Raw genomic sequence first — 21217 nt, forward strand, 5'->3', positions numbered from 1 at the left:
TTTCGAGGATCAATGACCGTCAGGCTAGGACTGATTGACTTTCTTTAAAAATGAATAATAGTGAGAAACTTGTTCTGATTTGGAGAATGGTGTGGAATTCAGCCAATTGCGGATCTTCCAGGCGGTGGCGCAGGAGGGCTCCATTACTCGCGCGGCTGAACGCCTGCATCGTGTGCCATCCAACCTGTCGACCCGGCTCAAACAGCTCGAAGAGCAACTCGGTGTTGAACTGTTCGTACGCGAGCGTCAGCGTTTGCAGTTGTCACCTGCGGGAAAAGTCCTCTTGGACTACACCGCCAAGCTGTTCTCCTTGCACGACGAAGCCCACGCGGCGGTGCAGGGCGGGCAACCGGCCGGGGATTTTGTACTGGGCACCATGTACAGCACCGCTGCGATTCACCTGCCAGAGCTGTTGGCGCGTTATCACCGCAGCTATCCGGCGGTAAACCTGCAAGTGCAATCGGGGCCCAGCGGCGAATTGCTCGAAGGTCTGCTCACCGGGCGCCTCGATGCGGCGCTGGTGGACGGCCCGCTGGAACTGGCCGGGCTCGATGGCGTGCCGTTGTGCGACGAACGGCTGGTGTTGATCAGCGAGGCTGATCATCCGCCAGTATGCAGCGCGCTGGATGTCGAAGGGCGTTCGGTGTTCACGTTTCGGCAGGGCTGTTCCTATCGGATGCGCCTGGAAGCCTGGTTCGCCCATGATCACGCGGCCATGGGCCGGGCGATGGAGATCGAGTCTTATCCGGGAATGCTCGCCTGCGTGATTGCCGGCTCCGGCGTGGCGCTGATGTCGGAGTCGATGCTCGCCAGCCTGCCGGGGCGCGAAAGCGTGGCAGTGCACCCGTTGGCCGAGCCGTTTGCCAGCGCGACCACCTGGCTGATGTGGCGCAAGGGCATGGTCGGCGCCAACCTGAATGCATGGATCGAGCAGCAGCAGGCGATGTATCCGTCGGCAGCGATTCAGGCCCAGGCAATTGCTTGAACCAACGGTCAGGGATTTGGATCAATTCAGTAACAGATCATTGCGATGTTGGACGAGCATTGCGTAGGACTTCGGACTATTATCAGTGCGAAGGGGCTACAGAACTTCGGCCGCTCGGCACTACCCTGAAGGGGGCACCATGAAAGAGAAAATCCAAAACTGGCTGCATGACCTGGGTGTCGCACTCGGTTTGATCGAACCGCCTCTGCAACCCGTGCCTATTCGCACTGACGACGAACAACGTCGCCGCCAGCAGCGCCGCCGGTAAGTCATAAATCCTGAAAAGATCGCAGCCTTCGGCAGCTCCTACAGGGAGTGTGTCTGTGCTGCGATTGCGGGTACCTGTAGGAACTGCCGAAGGCTGCGATCTTGGCGGCCGACAGGTTAGATCAAGTGTGGCGGTTAATACCGCCCAATCTCAATCAAAAACCGGCTCAAGTCGTCGACGGTCATTGCAGTCTTGAGCATCCGGTCTTCCTGGGCGGTAAACGCCGTCAAACCCAGCTGATCCTCCAGATGGAAGATCAGCTCTTCGATATCCTCTTTATCCAGTCCCAACTGCACCAGGCTGGTGTTGTCGTCGAAATCATCCTGATTTTCCAGCAGGCGGCTGATGAAACGATGCACGGTTGTACGAACGGCGTCTTTGGTCATGGTTGTTCTTCGAGGGCGTTATTGTTGTTGTCCCTGGTGCTGAGTACAGCAGGCTTCAGGCTTGCCGGCGCTGCCACTCGTCAATCATCGTGCGCGACAGTGGCCGTTCGGCAGATTCCTTCAGGCGAAAAAAACGGGTATGGCAACCGACGCCACACCCGTCGAAGAAAGCATCAAGTCGTTATAGAAAGGTTAGATCGCATTCGCCACCACTGCCGGGCGACGGGACATCAGGCTGACCAACACGAAGCTCACCAGACCAACGCCGAGGCTGTAGTAGATCGGGGTGTTGGAATCCATACCGTCCTTGATCATGAACAGCAGCGCGGTGGCAAAGCCCATGCCCATGCTGGCGATAGCGCCTGCGGTGGTTGCGCGTTTCCAGAAGATTGCACCGATCAGCGGGATCAGCATGCCACCCACCAACAGGTTGTAGGCCAGGGTCAAGGCACTGATCACGTCGTTTACCACCAGCGCGATACCCAGCACGGCGACGCCGGTCAGCAGGGTGAACAGGCGATTGATGCCCAGGCTCGACTGTTTACCACCACGCAGTTTCGGCAGCAGGTCTTCGGTCAGGGTGGTGGCAGCGGCGAGCAGGCCGGCGCTGGCGGTGGACATCATGGCCGCCAGGGCCGCCGCAATCACCAGGCCACGGATACCATCCGGCAGGGACAGTTTGACGATGGCGGCGAAGGCGTTGTTGACGTTGTCCAGGTCCGGGATCAGCACATGAGCGGCCATGCCGATCAGGGCGCAGGCCAGTCCATAAAGGATGCAGTAGAAGCCTGCGAATGTACCGGCGACCTGAGCCACTTTGGCGCTCTTGACGGTGAACACACGCTGCCAGATGTCTTGGCCGATCAGGATCCCGAAGAAGTAGATCATGAAGTAGGTGATGATGGTGTCCCAGCCAATCGTGGTAAAGCTGAAGGCGCTTGCCGGCAGTTTCAACACCAACTCATCCCAACCACCGACGCGGTACAGGCAGATCGGCAACAGGATGAACATCAGGCCTACGGTCTTGATCACGAACTGGACGATGTCGGTCAGAGTCAGCGACCACATGCCGCCAATCGCCGAATAAATCACCACCACGCCACCGCCGACCAATACCGACAGCCAGAACGGCAGCTCGAACAGCACTTGCAGCACGGTGCCAATGGCCAGGATCGAGACCACGCCGATCATCAGCGCATACGCCAGCATGATCACCGCGCTCGCGGAGCGGGCCATCGGGTTGTAGCGTTTTTCCAGCACTTGGGTAACGGTGTAGATCTTCAGTTTCAGCAGTGGTTTGGCGAGGAACAGGTTCAGCGCCACGATCCCGCAACCGAGGGCCGCGCAGAGCCAGAAACCGGAGATGCCATGGACGTAGCCCAGGCGCACGGTGCCGACGGTAGATGCGCCGCCCAGAACGGTAGCGGCCATGGTGCCCATGTACAGGCTCGGGCCGAGGTTACGACCGGCGACCAAAAAGTCTTCGTTGGTCTTGGCCTTGCGCATGCCGTAGTAGCCGAGTATCAGCATCGCGGCGGCGTAGATGAGTACGACGAATAAATCCAAAGCCATGATGGCGTGTCTCCGATTGTCTTTTTTATGGTGAAACAAAGATGTTTCTGCGGGCCAGGTCTCTGTGGGAGCGAGCCTGCTCGCGATTGCGATTTGTCAGTAACATCAATGTCGGATGTGCCGCAGTCATCGCGAGCAGGCTCGCTCCCACAGGTGAGTCTGTGTCAGGCGGGCTGACGTAGTTCAGGCTTTGCCATGGTGCTTGTGCCCTTGCTGCGTGGATCACTGGGGCCGAACACCGTGGCCGGTTCCGGGAACAGGCTCAGCAGCGTCAGGTACACCAGCGAGGCCAGACCGAGGGTCACCGGCAGGCTGATGTCGATACCGCCCGCCAGATTCCCAAGTGGCCCGACAAACTGCCCCGGCAGGTTCACGAAGCACAAACCCACCAACGCGCTCGGGATCCAGGCACCCAGGCCGCGCCAGTTCCAGCCGTGGGTGAACCAGTAACGGCCACCTTTCTCGCCACGGGTGAACACTTGCAGGTCATCCGGGCAGTAGAAGCCGCGACGCACCAGCAGGCCGATGATCATGATCACCATCCACGGGGTGGTGCAGGTGATGATCAGCACGGCGAAAGTCGACACGCTCTGCACCAGGTTCGCTGCAAAGCGCCCGATGAAGATGAAGGCAATCGACATCACGCCAATCAGCAGCGTTGCCTTGACCCGCGACAGCACCCGTGGGAATACGCTGGACATGTCCAGCCCGGTGCCATACAGCGAAGTGGTGCCGGTGGACATGCCGCCGATCACCGCAATCAGGCACACCGGCAGGAAGAACCAGCTCGGCGACACCGCCAGCAGACCGCCGACGTAGTTATTGGCCGCGATGTAGTCTGGTGCCTTGATCGCCACGATGGTGGCGGTGGCGAGGCCGAACAGGAACGGGATCAACGTGGCGAGTTGCGCAGCAATCACCGCCAGCATGATGCGACCCTTCGGGGTTTCACGCGGGATGTATCGCGACCAGTCGCCAAGGAACGCACCGAAGGAAATCGGGTTACTCATGGCCACCAGCGCCGCGCCGATGAACGCCGCCCAGAATCCCGCCTGGCCCAGGGCCACGCTGCCGGCGTATTGACTGTCGAACACCGGGGCGAAGGCGAAGATGCCGAGCAGGAACAACAGGCTGGCGGCCCACACCGCGATGCGGTTGACCCACAGCATGAAGCGGAAGCCGTAGATGCACACCGTCAATACCAGCAGCGCGAACAGACCGTACGCCAGGCCCAGGGTGAGGTCGTTTTCCGGCAGGTTGATCAGGCGTTTGGCGCCGCCCACCAGCGCATCGCCCGAACTCCATACGGAGAGCGAAAAGAACGCGATAGCGGTCAACAGTGACAGGAAAGAGCCGACGATTCGTCCGTGCACGCCGAAGTGTGCACCGGAGGACACGGCGTTGTTGGTGCCATTGATCGGCCCGAACAGGCCCATCGGCGCCAGGATCATCGCACCGATCACCACGCCCAGCACAATCGCCCACACGCCAGCCTGGAAGGACAGGCCGAACAGCACGGGAAAACTGCCGAGCACCGCTGTGGCAAAGGTATTGGCGCCGCCGAAGATCAGGCGAAACAGGTCGCTGGGCCGGGCGTCGCGTTCATTGTCCGGGATCTGTTCGACCCCGTTTGTTTCGATGCTGCTAAGGCTTTGGTCTTTGTTGTTGTTATTCATGATCTGCTCCGATCATAAAGGCGCGCTCATCGTGCGTGAGCGTCACCTGTTTGGCTAAGGGGGTGGCAGCCCTTCCGGCATGGCGGACAAATGTTCGTGGCAGGCCAGCCATAGGCCTTGTTGTTCTTGGCCAGACGTCTGTTTTTTGAAAACAATTGTCTCGCGCTCCTGGCTGAAGTGTTGCTCCCCTTGCATGCGCAACTCGGTGGCCACGTCATGGATGAAAATCGCCACGTCACCCTGCAGGCTGACGAAGGCGTTGCTCGAGGTGCAGGACAGCACCTCGAAGCCGTCCTCGGCGCGCCAGGTGTCCCACAACGCCTGGTAAGCATCGCGTGACAGCAGGGGCTGCTCGAGGGTGTAGAACACGAAGCTGGCATCAACGCTGAATGCGCCGAAGTAGGCTTCGCGATCGTTACGGGCAAAGGCCGATACCAGCTCGGCGGCGGCGTTGAGTACCTGATCACGTTCGCTCATGACCGATCCTCAGCGATGGACCACGCCCGGCAGTACGCAGAGCATTTCGTACAGCAGGTTGGCGCCCAACAGCGAGGTATTACCGGTGGTGTCATACGCTGGCGAAACTTCTACCAGATCGCAGCCGACCAGATCGAGGCCTTGGCAGCCGCGCACGATTTCGATCGCCTGAATGGTCGTCAGACCGCCGATTTCCAGGGTGCCCGTGCCGGGTGCCCAAGCCGGGTCGATACCGTCGATATCGAAACTCAGGTACACCGGACCGCCGCCGACTTTCTCGCGAACTTCGGCCATCAGCGGTGCCAGGGATTTGTGCCAGCACTCTTCAGCCTGAACCACACGGAAGCCTTGATTGCGGCTCCAGTTGAAGTCATCAGCGGTGTAACCCTGAGCGCGCAGGCCAATTTGCACCACGCGGTCGCAATCCAGAAGGCCTTCTTCTACAGCGCGACGGAAGGTGGTGCCGTGGGCGATCTTCTCGCCGAACATGTGATCGTTCACATCGGCGTGAGCGTCGATGTGCACCAGGCCGACCTTGCCGTGCTTTTTATGGATGGCACGCAGGATCGGCAGGGTGATGGTGTGATCGCCGCCGAGGGTCAGGGGGATCACATCGTGTTCGAGGATATTGTCGTAGGCCTCTTCGATGATCCGCACAGCGTCCAGCAGGTTGAACGTATTGATTGCCACGTCACCGATGTCGGCAACCGACAGCGAATCGAACGGCGCCGCGCCGGTGGCCATGTTGTACGGGCGGATCATCACCGATTCGGCGCGGATTTCACGCGGCCCGAAACGGGTGCCGGGGCGCAGGGACGTGCCGATGTCCAGCGGGATGCCGATAAAGGCAGCGTCCAGGCCAGCAGCGGATGGCAAATGGGGGAGTCGCAGCATGGTGGCGATGCCGCCGAAGCGCGGCATTTCGTTGCCGCCCAGTGGTTGGTGAAGAATCTTGTCCACGGGTAAGGCCTCATCGTCGTTGTTTTATTTATGTCGGTTGCACGCTCGGGGAGAGACGGGCACCGCTGTGGGCCGATTCTGCGAAATGCAGTGACCGGGAAGAATCGCTACGGGCAAATACTTAGTTCAGATTTTTCTAAACTAATGGCGAGAGCAGAGATAGACTTCTGACCACACGCAGAACCCCTGTGGCGAGGGAGCTTGCTCCCGCTGGGCTGCGAAGCGGCCCCAAAACCATTCACTTCGTTGTGTCTGGTGGACCGCATTGGCAAGTTTTACGACTGCTGCGCAGCCGAGCGGGAGCAAGCTCCCTCGCCACAAAAGCAACATGCATTACCTTGCAACCGGAGCCCCCCATGGCCAACGCTTTACCCGACCTGAAACTATTGCGCATCTTCGTCAGCGTGGTCCGCCATCAGGGGTTCGCCAACGCCCAGCAAGAGCTCAACCTCTCGACCTCGGCCATCAGCACTTACATGAGCCAGCTCGAAGCGGCCCTGGGCCTGGTGCTTTGCCATCGCGGTCGCGGTGGTTTCAGCCTGACCAGCAAGGGCGAACTGTTCCATCAGGAAACCCTGCGTCTATTGGCGGAACTCGAAGGTTTCGAACAATACGCCGCCGCCCTCAAAGGCGAGTTGCGCGGCACTTTGAACCTGGGGGTGATCGACTCTACCGTCAGCGACAAGGCCTTGCCGTTCGCCGAAGCCATCGGCGCCTACAGTCAGGAACACCCGGCGGTGCATTTGCATCTGTCGGTCATGAGCCCCTACGAACTGCAACTCGGTGTGCAGGACAACCGTCTCGACCTGGCCATCGGTGCCTTTTCCACGCGCATGAGCGGTCTGGTCTACATGCCGCTGTACCGTGAGCAGCACTGGCTGTATTGCAGCAGTCGTCATCCGCTGTTCACCGAGCGGCGCATCCCCGAGCAAGTCATCACCCAACAGCGCATGGTCGGTCGCGGCTATTGGAGCCAGGCCGAACTGGCCCGCCACGGTTTCAAACACAGCGCGGCGACCGTGGAAAGTATGGAGGCCCAGTTGATTCTGGTGCTGTCCGGCGCCTACATCGGTTACCTGCCGGAACACTACGCCCAGGCTTGGGCCGACAAAGGTGATTTGCGCGTGCTGCTGCCAGCGACGTTCGGCTATCAGGCACCGTTTTCGATGATCGTGCGCCGTGGCCGCAGCCGCGAACCGCTGATCCAGACCTTCCGTGATTTGCTTAAAGCGCAACTGAATCAGGCTTAAGACAATGTCCAGAATCCAATGCCCACGCTGTCTACGCCCGCAAACCCATTGCCTGTGCCCGCTGATCCCGAGCCTCGACAGTCGCACTCGGGTGTTGCTGCTTCAGCATCCAAGCGAAGTGAACCACGCGCTGAACACCGCGCGATTGGCGGCGCTAGGGTTGAAGAATGCCGAGTTGATTGTTGGCGAGGTGTTCGAGGATTTGCCGGCGCTGTTGAATCAGCCGGGCTATCAGGCACGGTTGCTGTTTCCCGGCGAGGAGGCGCAGCCGATGCAGGCTTATTCCGCCATCGACGAGCCACTATTGCTGGTGGTTCCGGACGGCACCTGGCGCAAGGCGCGCAAAATGCTGCACCTCAATCCATTGTTGGCGGCGTTGCCCAGAGTGACATTGGCCGAGGGCGGGGTGTCGCGTTATCGCTTGCGCAAGGCTCCGGGGGCTGGGGCGTTGTCGACGGTGGAGGCGATTGTGCAGGCCTTGCAAACGCTTGAGTCACCGGTCAGTTTTGAGCCGTTGTTGAAGCCATTCGAGGCGTTGATCGAGGGGCAGATTGCGGCGATGGGGGAGGAGGTTTTTCAGCGTAATCATGGGCAAAAATAGTTGTTGTTTATGCTGGCCCCTTCGCGGGCAAGCCCGCTCCCACAGTGTGTGGTGGTGTTCATACTATTTGTGTACGACGCAAATCCCTGTGGGAGCGGGCTTGCCCGCGAAGGCGGATGATCAATCACCGCGACCTTTGGAGAATGACTACCGCTCCCGCATTGCCTCGGTCCGCGCTTTCAACACCGGTTTAAGCAGATAATCCAGCACGCTTTTCTCCCCGGTAATAATGTCCACCGTCGCCACCATCCCCGGGATGATCAGCAGCGGCTTCACATCCCCGCCCAAGTGATTCTTGTCGGTTCTTACCTGAATCAGATAAAAGCTGTTGCCCTTGTCATCGGTGATGGTGTCCGCCCCGATCAGCTCCAGCTTCGCACTCAACCCCCCGTAAATCGTGTAGTCGTAAGCGCTGAACTTGACCATGGCTTTCTGGCCCGGGTGCAGGAACGCCACGTCTTGAGGGCGGACCTTGGCTTCGATCAGCAGGTTGTCTTCCAGCGGCACGATTTCCACCATGTCGTTGCCTGGCTGGACCACGCCGCCGATGGTGTTGACCTTCAGCATTTTGATAATGCCGTGAACTGGCGACACCACGGTGGTGCGCGTCACCCGGTCGTCGATGGCGATGCTCGTCGCGGTTATTTTCGACAGGTCGGTACGTTTTTCATTCAGCTCTTTTGCCGCGTCTGAACGGAAAGATTGTTCGGACTCATCGATCTTGCTTTTGATCTCATTGATCGCCGATTCCGCCCGGGGAATCGCCAGGGTTGTGGCGTTCAGCGAGCCGCGGATTTCCACAGCGCTGCGTTTGAGTCGCAGGATTTCCACCGGCGAAACCGCCCCGGTGCCCACCAGCGGCGCAGACATATTCATCTCTTGTTGCAGCAAGGCCAGGCTGGAACTGAACTGTCCCTGTTTGGAGCGGAATTCCGCCAGCTCCTGGGTTTTCTGCCGAAGCTGTTCGGTCAGCGTGCGCTGTTCGCTGGCCAGTCGGCGCTGACGTTGTTCGTACAGCGAGCGTTCGTCCTCGGCCACTTGCGGCGCCTTGGCGATCACTTCCGCAGACAGCTTGAACGGCCGGCCTTCGGCTTCGGCGGACAGGCGTTCGACCTGCGCGGTCAGTGCATAGCGGTCCGCTTCGCTTTCACCTTTGTTCGACAGGAATCGCGTGTCATCCAGGCGCAGCAAAGTGTCGCCCTTGTTCACCATTTGTCCTTCGCGCACGAAGATCTCGGTGACGATGCCGCCCTCGAGGTTCTGGATCACTTGAATCTTGCTCGACGGAATCGCCTTGCCTTCACCCGTGGTGACTTCCTGCAACACGGCGAACTTGGCCCAGACCAGCGCGGTGATCAGCAGCGCTGCCGCCAGCCACACGGTGATCCGTGACCAGCGCGGCGAATCCTGCAACGAGGCGCCGGCGGTTTCCGGCATGAATTCGCTTTCGGCGCTTTTGCGGAAGCTGCCGAAGTAGCCCCGTTGCTTTGAATCAGAGAGCGGCGTGTCGGACGATGAACCAGCCATGGGCAACTCCTAAACCGTCGCAGAGCCGACACGGCCCTTGCGCAATGCATCGATGACCGCTTCTTTCGGGCCGTCGGCGACGATCCGTCCGTTGTCCAGCACCACCAACCGGTCCACCAGGCTGAGCATCGAGGTGCGGTGAGTGACCAACAGCAGGGTTTTGCCCTGAATCCAGCCGTGGAGTTTTTGCCGCAGGACGTCTTCGCTGCTGTTGTCCATGGCGCTGGTGGGTTCGTCGAGCAGCATGATCGGCGGGTCGAGCAACAAGGCCCGCGCCAGCAACACCGCTTGGCGTTGACCGCCCGACAGCAACTGACCGCGTTCGCCCACCGGCCGGTCGAAACCCTGTGGATGTTGACGAGCCAGTTCGGTGACACCGGTCAGTTCGGCGACTTCGAGCATCCGGGCATCGCTGATGTAGTGCGCACCGAGGGTCAGGTTGTCGCGCAGGCTGCCGGCGAGCAATGGCAGGTCGTGGGCGACGTAGCCGATCTGTTGACGCAGGTCGGCGACGTCCAGTTGCCGCAGGTCCAGGCCATCGAGCAGCAACTGGCCTTCTTCCGGTGCATAGAACCCCATCACCAGTCGCGCCAATGTGCTTTTGCCCGAACCGCTACGGCCGATGATGCCGATCCGTTCGCCCGGTTTCATGCTGAAGCTGACGTTGGCCAGGGCCGGAGCATTCTGGCCGTTGTAGTGGAATGTCACGCCGCTGACGTCGAGCGCGCCTTGCAGTTGCGTACGCTCCAGCGGCCGCTGTTTGGCGTCACGTTCTTGCGGCAACGACATCAGCGCATCGGTGCTTTTCATGGTCAGTTGCGCTTGTTGATAACGGGTAATCAGCCCGGCGATCTGCCCCAGCGGCGCGAGCACGCGGCTGCCGAGCATGTAGGTCGCCACCAGCGCGCCGACGCTGAGGTTGCCGGCGATGATGCTGTAGACCCCAGCGACGATGGTCGCCATGCCGGAGAATTGCTGAATGAACAGCGTGCCGTTGGTGGCCAGCGCCGAGAGGTTGCGCGCGTGGCTGTCGAGGCGGGTGAGGGCGCCGTGGGTGCTTTCCCATTTGTGCTGGCGTTCGCTTTCGGCGCTGCACGCCTTGAGGGTTTCCAGGCCGCCGAGGGTTTCGATCAGCAGGGCCTGGCGCTCGGCGCCGAGGCTCAGACTCTTCTGCACGGTGTCGCGCAGACGTGCCTGAATCACCATGGCAAAGATGATCGTGATGGGGAAGGCCAACAGCGGAATCACCACCAGCCAGCCACCAAGCAGACCGATTACCACCAGCATCAGCACGGCGAAGGGCAGGTCGATCAGGCTGGTCAGCGTGACGGCGGTGAGGAATTCTCGCAGGCCCTGAAAATCATGAATGCTCTGGGCGAAACCACCGATGGTTGCTGGCCGCGCTTTCATCGCCATGCCGGTGATGCGTTCAAACAAAGTCGCCGAAAGAATCACGTCGGTTTTCTTCCCGGCGGTGTCCAGCAAGTGCGCGCGAACCACCCGCAGCACCAGTTCGAACCCGGTGCCGATCAGCAAGCCGATCGACAGCACCCACAACGTTGAAGTGGCTTGGTTCGGCACCACTCGGTCGTAGGTCTGCATCACGAACAGCGGCACCATCAGGCCCAGCAGGTTGATCAGAAAACTCGCCAGAATCGCATCGCTGTACAACCACTTCGACAACTTCAACGTGTCGCGAAACCACGCCTCGACTCGTGGCACCAGTGGCGCGCGCAAGTCTTCGAGTTCATGCCGCGGCCGGGCGAACAAGGCCTGGCCGCTGTAGTTGGCGGCCAGCTCGTCCGTGCTGACCCATTGTTCTCCACCGTCGGCTTCGCTCGGCAGAATCAGCGCCTGACCATCATCGCCAAAGCGACGCAAGATCGCGCAGCGGCCGTGGTTGAGGATCAGCATCACAGGCAGGTTGAGCGCGGAAATTTCCCCCAGCTCACGGCGCAACACACGCGCCTGCAAACTGGCCCGGGCCGCTGCGCGCGGTAGCAGGTCCAGGCTCAAACGTTGGTGTGCCATTGGCAGCCCGGCACTCAGGCTGGCTCGACTGACCGTCGCGCCATGAAGTTTGCAGAGGATCAACAGACCGTCCAGAAGCGGGTCATCGAAGTTTAGACGCGGATCGACGCCAGTGTTGCCGGGTTCCATGCTGGTCATATTGATTGCCTGTGGCGAGGGAGCTTGCTCCCGCTTGAGTGCGCAGCACTCACACTGTCCTCATCTTCAATCGGTGTTCGGGGTTGCTGCGCAACCCAGAGGGAGCAAGCTCCCTCGCCACAATTGATCACGTCGGGTTATTTCATTTCAGTTCAGGCAAGCGAGCTTCGTTCTTCACTTCGGTGGAAGCGATCGCATCGGCGGGCAGCACCACCCTTTGTTTACTCAGCAACTGGCCCATGTTCGCCAGCACGCGGTACATCGAGAACTCCTCGGTGTAGCGCACTTCGGTGTAGCGACGGTTGGCGTTGTAGAGCTCGTTTTCACTGTCGAGCAAGTCGAGCAAGGTTCGTTGTCCAAGGCCGAATTGATCCTGATACGCGGCCCGCACACGGGTGGTGGTTTCGGCGTATTCACGGGCGGTCGGGGTTTGTTTCTTGGCGTTGAGCATGGCGTTCCAGGCCAGGTGGATGTTCTCGTTGAGCTGGCGCAGGGCGTTGTTGCGGATGTCCAGCGCCTGGTTGATCTGGTGCGCATCGGAGGCCAGTCGGGCCTTGTCGCTGCCGCCGCGGAACAGGTTGTAGTTCATCACCACACCCACCCGCCATTCGTTGTCGTGGCCTTCGTCGCCCTGAATATTATTGTTCGCGCCCACCGCCGCTTCAGCGTCAAAGCGCGGATAGAACGGCGACTTGGCGACTTCGTATTGGCTTTCGGCCGATTGCACATCGGCCTGGGCGGATTTCAGATACGGGTTGTTTTCCACCATGCTCTGCTGGGCTTCCGGCAGGGTGACGGGCAATTCGCCGCGGGTCGATGGCGGCGCTTCGAGTTCATCGGGCATGCGCCCTACGACGCTGTAGAAATTCGTCTCGGCATCGGCCAGATCGACTTCGGCGGTGTCGAGGTTGTTTTGCGCCAGCGCCCGGCGAGCGTTGGACTGGTCGGAGTCGGCGTTGCTGCCGACCCCGCGCTGGGTGCGCAGACCAATCTGATCGTTGACCCGCATGTGCGCTTGCAGGTTGTTCTTGGCCAGGGTCACCAGTTCGCGGCGCTTGAGCACTTCGAGGTAAACCTCGATGGTGCGCAGAGCCAGATCCTGGGCGGTGCCCTGAGCGTAATAGGCTCGCGAGTTGGCCACGCCTTTGGTGCGCGCGACCTCGTTGGAGGTGTTGAAACCGTCGAACAGCATCTGCCGCAGGCGCAGTTCCGATTGGGTGTAGTTGAGGATTTCGGTGTGGTGATTGCCCTGCGCCCGAGTGGTGGTGTTATCGCTGTACCCGCGCCCGTAGCCGGCGTTCAAATCCACCGATGGATAGAAGCCCCCTTTGGCGACTTTAATCTGCTCGTCGGCCGAGAGCCGGGCGTCGACCCGCGACGCCAGTTCCGGGTGGGTCGCAATGGTGCTCTGGATCGCCTCGGTCAATGACATCGCCTGTGCCTGAGAAGTGCAGGCCATGGCCAGCAAAATCGCGCTGCAGAGGGGGGTTAAAACGCGCATGGATGCCTCTCCCTGATTCCTGATGGTACTTAGCGAGTCGCCAAATATTTGACGTTATTTTTAAGTGAAACCGTCTCACGCTTGTTACAACAGAGCTAAGAACATCCTGAAGAGAAGCTAAGAAGGATTTCTCATAAGGTTTATGCCGAAAAAAACTTATGCGCTCTGAAAAATCCAGCACATTGTTCAATGCGAAAGCCTTGTTTTTATGAGCTCTCAGGGCATCAACAGGCTTTAGAAAAGTTCCATTCACTTTTCGACACAGGGCGAAGAAGTGCTGCAGGGGAGGGAAGCGAGACGGTTTATAGGCGACAATTTTTTGTCGCTTGAGTGATTCAAAACCGTTACGCATTGTTAGCAGGCCGGTTATTTTGGAAGTGGACCCCCGATGCCATTGATTGCAGAGGGTTTTATCCCGATCCAGAAATTACCCTTGCGAGCGATATGCCTGGCGAGCGTGTCGGGAGGCAGTGGTTTACCTTAGGTAAACACCTTCTCGGCAAACAGTCCGCCAGACCACCTGCCTGAACCATGAGCACGTCTTCGCGCAAACAGGATGCCGACAGCAGTTGGCAGCGGAGGAAATGCACATGGCAACGCTCATCGGTATCGTCAGTAAGGTCATTGGTCAGGTGTACGCAGTGGCGGGTGATGGCACCCGACGTACCTTGGTCGAGGGTGATCGGCTGTTTGCCGGCGAGCAACTGGTCACCGGGGCCGAAGGCGCGGTGGCGGTGCAACTGCAAAATGGCCAGGAGCTGACCCTGGGTCGTGACAGCAGCCTGCAGATGACGTCCCAATTACTGGCGCATCAGGTCCCGCACGTGGAGACCGCCGATGCGGTGACGCCGAGCCAGGCGCAACTGACCGATGTCGAGCAACTGCAAAAAGCCATTGCCGCCGGCGCCGACCCGACTCAAACAGGTGAAGCCACTGCCGCCGGACCGGGCGCCTCGGGCACGCCGGGTGGATTGGGTGGTGGTCACAGTTTTGTGTTGCTGGAGGAAGTGGCGGGCCGGGTCGATCCCATCATTGGTTTCCCCACCGCAGGCTTCAACGGTATTCCCGAATTCTCCCTGGAGCGCCGGGACCCGGACAACGGCGACAACGGTGCAGGTGGTGCAGGTGGGACCGGCGCACTGAATAACCCTGTCACTCTCATTGGCCTGTCAGCGGCGGGGGGCGAACTGACCCTCAATGAAGCCAACCTGGCGGACGGTTCGGCCAGCAACCCCGGAGCGTTGATTCAAAACGGCACCTTCACAATCATTGCGGCTGACGGGCTGAGCAGCCTGAACATCGGCGGAATCAATGTGATCAGTGGCGGTGTGCCCGCCGGTTTTCCGCAATCGATCACCACGCAACTGGGCAACACCCTGACGATCACCGGTTACAACCCGGCCACCGGCGTGGTGAGTTACAGCTACACCCTGGTTGACAACGAAACCCACTCGGCTGGCGACGGCGCCAACAACCTCAGTGAACAGTTCACCGTGGTCGCGAGTGACAGCAACGGCGATACCGCCACTGGTTCGCTGGACGTCAACATCACCGACGATGTGCCCAAAGCCATCGACGACGCCAACGCCAATACCGCCTCGGAAACCCTGCTGACCTTGACCGGCAGCGTGCTGCCCAATGACATCCAGGGGGCTGACCGCATTGCCACTAGTGTCAATAGCGGGCCGATCATCGGCGGCACGTTCAACGGGACGTACGGCACGCTGGTACTCAATCCCAACGGCACCTACACCTACACCCTGAATACCAGCGACGCCGACTTCAAAGCCTTGCACGGCGGCGGCAGCGCTACGGAAACCTTCACCTACACCCTCACGGATGCCGATGGCGATACCAGCACCGCGAATCTGGTGTTGGAGATTCACAACAACGATGACCCGGTGATTTTCGGTGGGCTGAATATCGAAGGCGGCGAGTTGACTGTTTACGAGAAAAACCTCGCCGACGGCAGTGACCCCGATGCATCGGCGCTGACCCGCAGCGGCACGTTCACCATCACTGCGCCAGACGGCGTGCAAAACCTCAGCGTAGGTGCAATCAACGTAGTGCTTGGCGGTCTGACCGCAGGTTTCCCGCAATCTTTCGTCACGCCGCTCGGCAATACGCTGACCATCTCCGGGTTTGACCGTGCGACCGGCGTGATCGCTTATAGCTACACCCTCAACACTAACGACGCGCACCCGGATACCAGCGGCGCTGACAGGCTCGTTGGGCAATTTGCGGTAACCATGGTGGACGACAATGGCACCGCCGCCCATGGCATTCTCGATGTGAACATCGTCGATGACGTGCCACAAGCCGTAGACGACAGTAATGCCAATACCGCCTCGGAAACTCTGCTGACGTTAACCGGCAGCGTGCTGCCCAACGACATCCAGGGCGCCGACCGCATTCCTACTGGCCCCGACAGCGGGCCGATCATTGGCGGTACGTTCAACGGGACTTACGGCACGCTGGTGCTCAACGCCAACGGCACATACACCTACACCCTGAACACCAGCGATGCCGACTTCAAAGCCCTGAACGGCGGTGGTAACGGCACCGAAAATTTCGTCTACACCCTCACCGATTCCGATGGCGATACCAGCACTGCGACGCTGGTGCTGAACATCCATAACAACGATGACCCGGTGACCCTCGATGGCCTGAACGTCAACGGCGGCGAACTCACCGTCTATGAGAAAAACCTCAGTGACGGCACCAGCCCCAACACACCAGCCTTGACCCAAAGCGGCACCTTCACCGTCACCGCCCTCGACGGTTTGCAAACCTTGACTGTGGGCGGTATCGCGGTGGTCACTGGCGGTGTGGCCGCAGGTTTTCCGCAATCGATCGTCACGCCGCTCGGCAGTACGCTGACCATCACCGGTTTCAACAGCACCACCGGTGTGGTCAGCTACAGCTACACCCTGACGGATAACGAAACCCACCCGAACGCCGATGGCACCAACAGCATCACCGAGAACCTCAACGTCGTCGCCACCGACGTCGATGACAGCACGGCATTGGGGCAGATCAACGTCAACATCGTCGATGACTTGCCCACCGCCAACCCTGATCACGCCACGGTGGCCGAGGGCACAACGGCCTCGGGCAATGTGCTGGACAACGATATCGGTGGCGCCGATGGCCCGGCACTCAGTGGTGCGGTGGTTGGCGTGCGTGCCGGCAGCGACACTTCGACTTCAGCCATCGGTGGACTGAATACGCAAATCACCGGTGCCTATGGCTACCTGACTCTGGATGCCAACGGCAACGCCGTGTACCACAGCAACCCGAACTCGGTCAGCGCGCCGGGGGCCACGGATGTGTTTACCTACACCGTGCGCGATGCCGACGGTGATGAAAGCACCACGACCATCACCATCAATGTGGCGGACTGCACCCTCATAGCGGCCAGCGATAGTGACGTGACGGTTCAGGAGAAAGCTCTCGATTTGACCAAGGATGGCCAGGATCTGGCGGCAGGCACGGTCACCGGCAGTGAGCCTGGCAACACAGGTGAAACCGGCTCCGGCACGTTGGTCGGTTCGGTCACTGGCACCACTGGCGCGATCACTTACACCTTGGTCGGCAGCGCCACCGGGACTTATGGGCAAATCGTGCTCAATCCCGATGGCAGCTACACCTACACCCTGACCTCCGCGCCAGCGACCACTCCCCATGCCAACGACGGGCCGAATACCCTGAGCGAAAGTTTCACCTACCAAGCGACCGATCCCTTGGGCAACAGCGTCACCAGCACCATCGTGATCAACATCGTCGATGACGTACCCACCGCTCACGCCGATGCAGTCTCGGTGGCGGAGGGCGGGACGGTCAGCGGTAATGTGTTGGGCAATGATGTGCTCGGCGCTGACGGCCCTGCGTCGGGTGGTGCGGTGGTCGGCGTACGCGCCGGCAGCGACACCTCGACTTCAGCCATCGGTGGCTTGAACACGCAAATCAACGGCACCTACGGCTACCTGACCCTGGATGCCAATGGCAATGCCGTGTACCACAGCAATCCGAACTCGGTCAGCGCCCCGGGCGCCATGGATGTATTCACCTACACCGTGCGCGATGCCGACGGCGATGAAAGCACCACGACCATTACCGTCGACGTGTCCAACTGCTCCCTCGTAGTGCCCCCCGATACCGACGTGACGGTTCTGGAAAAAGCCCTGGATTTGACCAAGGACGGCCTGGACCTGGCGGCGGGCACGGTTACCGGCAGTGAGCCTGGCAACACTGGCGAAACCGCCTCTGGGACGTTGGTCGGCTCCATCACGGGCGCTACTGGCGCAATCACTTTCACTTTGGTCGGCAGTGCTTCCGGGACTTATGGGCAAATCCTGCTAAACCCGGATGGTAGCTACACCTACACCCTGACGTCCGCACCCGCGACCACGCCCCATGCCAACGACGGGCCGAACACGCTGAGCGAAAGTTTCACCTACACAGCCACCGATGCCGTGGGCAATAGCGTCACCAGCACCATCGTGATCAACATCGTCGATGACGTGCCGACCGCTCACTGCGATTCAGTCTCGGTGGTAGAAGGCGGGACAGTCAGCGGTAATGTATTGGACAACGATGTGCTCGGCGCCGATGGCCCAGCCGTGGGTGGCGCAGTGGTCGGCGTGCGCGCCGGCAGCGACACCTCGACCTCGGCCCTCGGCGGTTTGAACACGCAAATCAACGGCACCTACGGCTATCTGACGCTGGATGCCAACGGCAACGCCGTGTACCACAGCAACCCGAACTCGGTCGGCGAACCGGGCGCCACGGATATGTTCACCTATACCGTGCGCGATGCCGACGGCGATGAAAGCACCACCACTCTCACCATCGACGTCCACAACAGCTGCCTCGTAACGGTCACCGATACCGACGTGACCGTCTACGAAAAAGCCCTGGATTTGACCCAGAACGGCCAGGACCTGGCAGCGGGCACAGTCACTGGCAGCGAGCCGGGCAACACCGGTGAAACCGGCTCCGGTACGCTGGTCGGTGCGGTCACCGGCGCCAGTGGCGCGATCACTTACACCCTGGTTGGCAGCGCCACCGGCACCTACGGGCAGATCCTGCTTAACCCGGACGGCAGCTACACCTACACCCTGACCTCGGCGCCGAAAACTTCGCCCAACGCCAATGACGGCGCGAACATCCTGAATGAAAGCTTCACCTACACCGCCACCGATGCCGTGGGCAACAGCACCACCGGCACCCTTGTGGTCAGTATCGTCGATGACGTGCCGTCTAACGCCGTCGCCTCGGACCGTTCGGTGCCCGCGGTGCAGATCGACTCCAACCTGCTGCTGGTGATCGACGTGTCCGGGAGCATGGACGACCCTTCCGGCGTATCGGGCCTGTCGCGGCTGGACCTGGCCAAGCAGGCGATCAGCGCACTGCTCGATAAGTACGACAATCTGGGCGACGTGAAGGTGCAGATCGTCACCTTCAGCAGCAGCGCTACGGACCAGACGTCGATCTGGGTTGATGTGGCGACGGCCAAGTCGATCATCGCGACGCTGACGGCAGGCGGCGGGACCAACTACGACGTGGCCGTGGCGACCATGCAAAGCGCGTTCGACACCACGGGCAAACTCATCGGGGCGCAGAACGTCGGCTACTTCTTCTCCGATGGCAAACCCAACGAAGGCGACATCGGCACCGCGGACGAGACCGCCCTCAAAGCCTTCCTCGACGCCAATGGCATCAAGAACTACGCCATCGGCCTGGGTAGCGGTGTCAGTAACGACAGCCTCGATCCAGTGGCCTATGACGGCAGTACGCACACCGACACCAATGCCGTGGCGGTGACCGACCTCAATCAACTCAACTCGGTACTCTCGGGCACCGTGCAAGGCGCGCCGGTCACCGGCTCGCTGCTGGGCGAGGGTGCGGGCGGTACGTTCGGCGCCGATGGCGGCTTCATCAAAACCATCACCGTCGATGGCACCACCTATACCTATGATCCGAAAGCCAACAGCAATCAGGGATCGCTGAGCTTCAGCGGCGGTGCGAACCACGGCACGTTCAACACCGCCAATAACACTCTGAGCATCGCCACCAATGACAGCGGCACGCTGCTGGTGAATCTCGACACCGGCGAGTACACCTACCTCTCGCAGAAAACCACGGCGGCGGTGATCACTGAGAACATCGGCTTCATCGTCATCGTCAGCGACAACGACGGCGATCTGGCCAGCTCCACGCTGGTGATCAACGTGATTCCGAACACGCCACCGGTGGCGGTCGATGACCACGTCATCACCAACGTGCTGTCGGGCAGCATTGTAGTGCCGGGCGAACTGCTGCTGGCCAACGACACCGACGTCAATGGCGACACGCTCACTGCATCGCCGACCACCTTCAACACTGGATGGGGGGCCAAGGGCGCAGACTTCATCGGAACCAACTCAAGCTTCAGCTTCACCGCCAATAACACCCAGGCAGTCACCATCGCCCGCAGCGCATTTGTTGCCAACACAGCGGCCATGACGGCGATGTTGGTGGTCAGCGGGGCACTGGGGGCGGTCAGCGCCAACAATACCAACGATGAAGACAACATCACCGTCACCCTCAAACAGGGTGAAACCCTCAACCTGGACCACAACCTGGCGGCCGGCCACGTCACCATGGAGTACTCGGTCAACGGCGGTGCTTTCATTGCCATCGCCGACGGCCAGACCATCACCGCCACGGCGGACGGCACGTACCAGATTCACATCACCAACATCGACGACGGCGGTCCGGGCAACAGCGGGAAGGGGGCGGAAAATTACCAGCTGACCATGACCGTCAACTACGCCGGAGCACACGACACCACGCCAGACTTCCACGGTACCTACACCGCCAACGACAACCACGGCGGCAGCGACTCGGCCAATGTGACCATCAGCTATCAGGACGGCCATACGCTGACCGGCACTTCTGGGGACGACGTACTGGTGGCAGGCGCTGGCAACAACGTCATCAATGCCGGCGATGGCAATGATGTGCTCACCGCAGGTTCCGGCAACAACGAGATGCACGGTGGCGCCGGCAATGATTTGCTGTTCAGTGGAGCAGGCAATGACCTGCTCGACGGCGGCACTGGCAACGACACCGCGAGCTATGCCCACGCCACCGCCGGCGTCACCGTCGACCTGAGCTTGCTCACCGCGCAAAACACCCTTGGCGCGGGCACCGACACCTTGACCGGCATCGAAAACCTCACCGGCTCAAACTTTAATGACAGCCTCATGGGGGACAACAACAGCAACATCATCAACGGCGGCTTGGGTAACGATGTGCTCAACGGCGCGGGTGGCGACGACTTCCTGATCGGCGGCCTCGGCAACAACACCCTCACCGGCGGCAGCGGCGCCGACACCTTCCAGTGGCTTAAAGGCAACAGCGGCCACGACGTCATCACCGACTTCACCCCAGGCACCGACAAACTCGACCTGTCGCAACTGCTGCAAGGAGAAAACGACACCGCGGCATCACTGGATGACTACCTGCATTTCACCGTCAGCGGCAGTGGCGCGTCGGTGATCACCAGCATCGACGTCAGCGCCATGGCCGGCGCCACGCCGAACCAGACCATCGACTTGGCGGGCGTGAACCTGGCCAGCCACTACGGTGTGACACCGGGAGCGGATGGTGTGATTGCCGGCGGTCACGATACGGCGACGATCATCAACGGCATGCTTAATGATCATTCGTTGAAGGTGGATACCGTGTGATCTGAAACGAAAAAACCCGCCATTTCTGTGCAAGGAATGGCGGGTTTCTGTTGTCTGTAACCTAGTTGTCGCGGTTTCCTCTGATGAGCCGCGATTACTGTGGCGAGGG

At 60.4% G+C, this 21217-nt stretch carries 13 protein-coding genes; 5 read left to right on the plus strand and 8 right to left on the minus strand.

Annotated features, from left to right (window positions below):
- The first annotated feature begins 91 nt into the window (after positions 1-91).
- Both ptrR and AB4O41_RS24180 read left to right on the plus strand, forming a co-directional pair.
- A complete protein-coding gene (ptrR, locus tag AB4O41_RS24175) occupies positions 92-985 on the plus strand; it encodes a putrescine utilization regulator PtrR (protein ID WP_460144962.1) in 894 nt (297 codons plus the stop codon).
- Positions 986-1124: 139 nt separating this feature from the next.
- Positions 1125-1253, plus strand: coding sequence for a PA1414 family protein (locus AB4O41_RS24180; protein WP_007914492.1), 129 nt, complete (start codon positions 1125-1127; stop codon positions 1251-1253).
- A gap of 134 nt (positions 1254-1387) precedes the next feature.
- On the opposite strand, the gene AB4O41_RS24185 is transcribed toward AB4O41_RS24180, so the two are convergent.
- The 5 genes from AB4O41_RS24185 to speB all read right to left on the minus strand — a co-directional run bounded on the left by AB4O41_RS24185 (position 1388) and on the right by speB (position 6324).
- Positions 1388-1639 (minus strand): acyl carrier protein, encoded by a 252-nt coding sequence (locus tag AB4O41_RS24185; RefSeq protein WP_460144963.1) that lies wholly within the window; start codon positions 1637-1639, stop codon positions 1388-1390.
- 192 nt (positions 1640-1831) lie between these two features.
- Positions 1832-3211, minus strand: coding sequence for a sodium:solute symporter family protein (locus AB4O41_RS24190; RefSeq protein ID WP_460144964.1), 1380 nt, complete (start codon positions 3209-3211; stop codon positions 1832-1834).
- 164 nt (positions 3212-3375) lie between these two features.
- Positions 3376-4887, minus strand: a complete 1512-nt coding sequence (locus AB4O41_RS24195; RefSeq protein WP_460144965.1) for a purine-cytosine permease family protein — start codon at positions 4885-4887, stop codon at positions 3376-3378.
- Between the two features lie 54 nt (positions 4888-4941).
- Positions 4942-5364: a YybH family protein gene (locus AB4O41_RS24200; protein WP_007905130.1), complete on the minus strand. Its 423-nt coding sequence runs from the start codon at positions 5362-5364 to the stop codon at positions 4942-4944.
- Positions 5365-5373: 9 nt separating this feature from the next.
- A complete protein-coding gene (speB, locus tag AB4O41_RS24205; RefSeq protein ID WP_460144966.1) occupies positions 5374-6324 on the minus strand; it encodes an agmatinase in 951 nt (316 codons plus the stop codon).
- 356 nt (positions 6325-6680) lie between these two features.
- On the opposite strand from speB, the gene AB4O41_RS24210 reads away from it, so the two are divergent.
- Both AB4O41_RS24210 and AB4O41_RS24215 read left to right on the plus strand, forming a co-directional pair.
- Positions 6681-7574: a LysR family transcriptional regulator gene (locus tag AB4O41_RS24210; protein ID WP_008013540.1), complete on the plus strand. Its 894-nt coding sequence runs from the start codon at positions 6681-6683 to the stop codon at positions 7572-7574.
- A gap of 4 nt (positions 7575-7578) precedes the next feature.
- The gene (locus AB4O41_RS24215) at positions 7579-8175 is read left to right on the plus strand and encodes a tRNA-uridine aminocarboxypropyltransferase (protein ID WP_460144967.1); all 597 of its coding nucleotides are present in this window, start codon (positions 7579-7581) and stop codon (positions 8173-8175) included.
- Positions 8176-8322: 147 nt separating this feature from the next.
- Here the strand turns inward: AB4O41_RS24215 and AB4O41_RS24220 are convergent, their stop codons facing one another.
- The 3 genes from AB4O41_RS24220 to AB4O41_RS24230 all read right to left on the minus strand — a co-directional run bounded on the left by AB4O41_RS24220 (position 8323) and on the right by AB4O41_RS24230 (position 13372).
- A complete protein-coding gene (locus AB4O41_RS24220; RefSeq protein WP_460144968.1) occupies positions 8323-9702 on the minus strand; it encodes an HlyD family type I secretion periplasmic adaptor subunit in 1380 nt (459 codons plus the stop codon).
- Between the two features lie 9 nt (positions 9703-9711).
- A complete protein-coding gene (locus AB4O41_RS24225) occupies positions 9712-11871 on the minus strand; it encodes a type I secretion system permease/ATPase (RefSeq protein WP_460144969.1) in 2160 nt (719 codons plus the stop codon).
- Positions 11872-12013: 142 nt separating this feature from the next.
- Positions 12014-13372 carry a TolC family outer membrane protein gene (locus tag AB4O41_RS24230; RefSeq protein ID WP_460144970.1) on the minus strand — a complete coding sequence of 453 codons (1359 nt, stop codon included), beginning with the start codon at positions 13370-13372 and terminating at the stop codon, positions 12014-12016.
- Positions 13373-13962: 590 nt separating this feature from the next.
- Between AB4O41_RS24230 and AB4O41_RS24235 the strand changes: the two genes are divergently transcribed.
- Positions 13963-21108: a retention module-containing protein gene (locus tag AB4O41_RS24235; RefSeq protein WP_460144971.1), complete on the plus strand. Its 7146-nt coding sequence runs from the start codon at positions 13963-13965 to the stop codon at positions 21106-21108.
- Positions 21109-21217 lie beyond the last annotated feature (109 nt).

The sequence above is a fragment of the Pseudomonas sp. S2_A02 genome (genome assembly GCF_054668495.1).

Coding starts and splice junctions, on each gene's coding strand:
- AB4O41_RS24230 (WP_460144970.1), bottom strand. CDS start 13,372: ATGCGCGTTTTAACCCCCCTCTGCAGCGCGATTTTGCTGGCCATGGCC.
- AB4O41_RS24180 (WP_007914492.1), top strand. CDS start 1,125: ATGAAAGAGAAAATCCAAAACTGGCTGCATGACCTGGGTGTCGCACTC.
- AB4O41_RS24185 (WP_460144963.1), bottom strand. CDS start 1,639: ATGACCAAAGACGCCGTTCGTACAACCGTGCATCGTTTCATCAGCCGC.
- AB4O41_RS24200 (WP_007905130.1), bottom strand. CDS start 5,364: ATGAGCGAACGTGATCAGGTACTCAACGCCGCCGCCGAGCTGGTATCG.
- AB4O41_RS24220 (WP_460144968.1), bottom strand. CDS start 9,702: ATGGCTGGTTCATCGTCCGACACGCCGCTCTCTGATTCAAAGCAACGG.
- AB4O41_RS24190 (WP_460144964.1), bottom strand. CDS start 3,211: ATGGCTTTGGATTTATTCGTCGTACTCATCTACGCCGCCGCGATGCTG.
- AB4O41_RS24210 (WP_008013540.1), top strand. CDS start 6,681: ATGGCCAACGCTTTACCCGACCTGAAACTATTGCGCATCTTCGTCAGC.
- AB4O41_RS24235 (WP_460144971.1), top strand. CDS start 13,963: ATGGCAACGCTCATCGGTATCGTCAGTAAGGTCATTGGTCAGGTGTAC.
- AB4O41_RS24215 (WP_460144967.1), top strand. CDS start 7,579: ATGTCCAGAATCCAATGCCCACGCTGTCTACGCCCGCAAACCCATTGC.
- AB4O41_RS24225 (WP_460144969.1), bottom strand. CDS start 11,871: ATGACCAGCATGGAACCCGGCAACACTGGCGTCGATCCGCGTCTAAAC.
- AB4O41_RS24195 (WP_460144965.1), bottom strand. CDS start 4,887: ATGAATAACAACAACAAAGACCAAAGCCTTAGCAGCATCGAAACAAAC.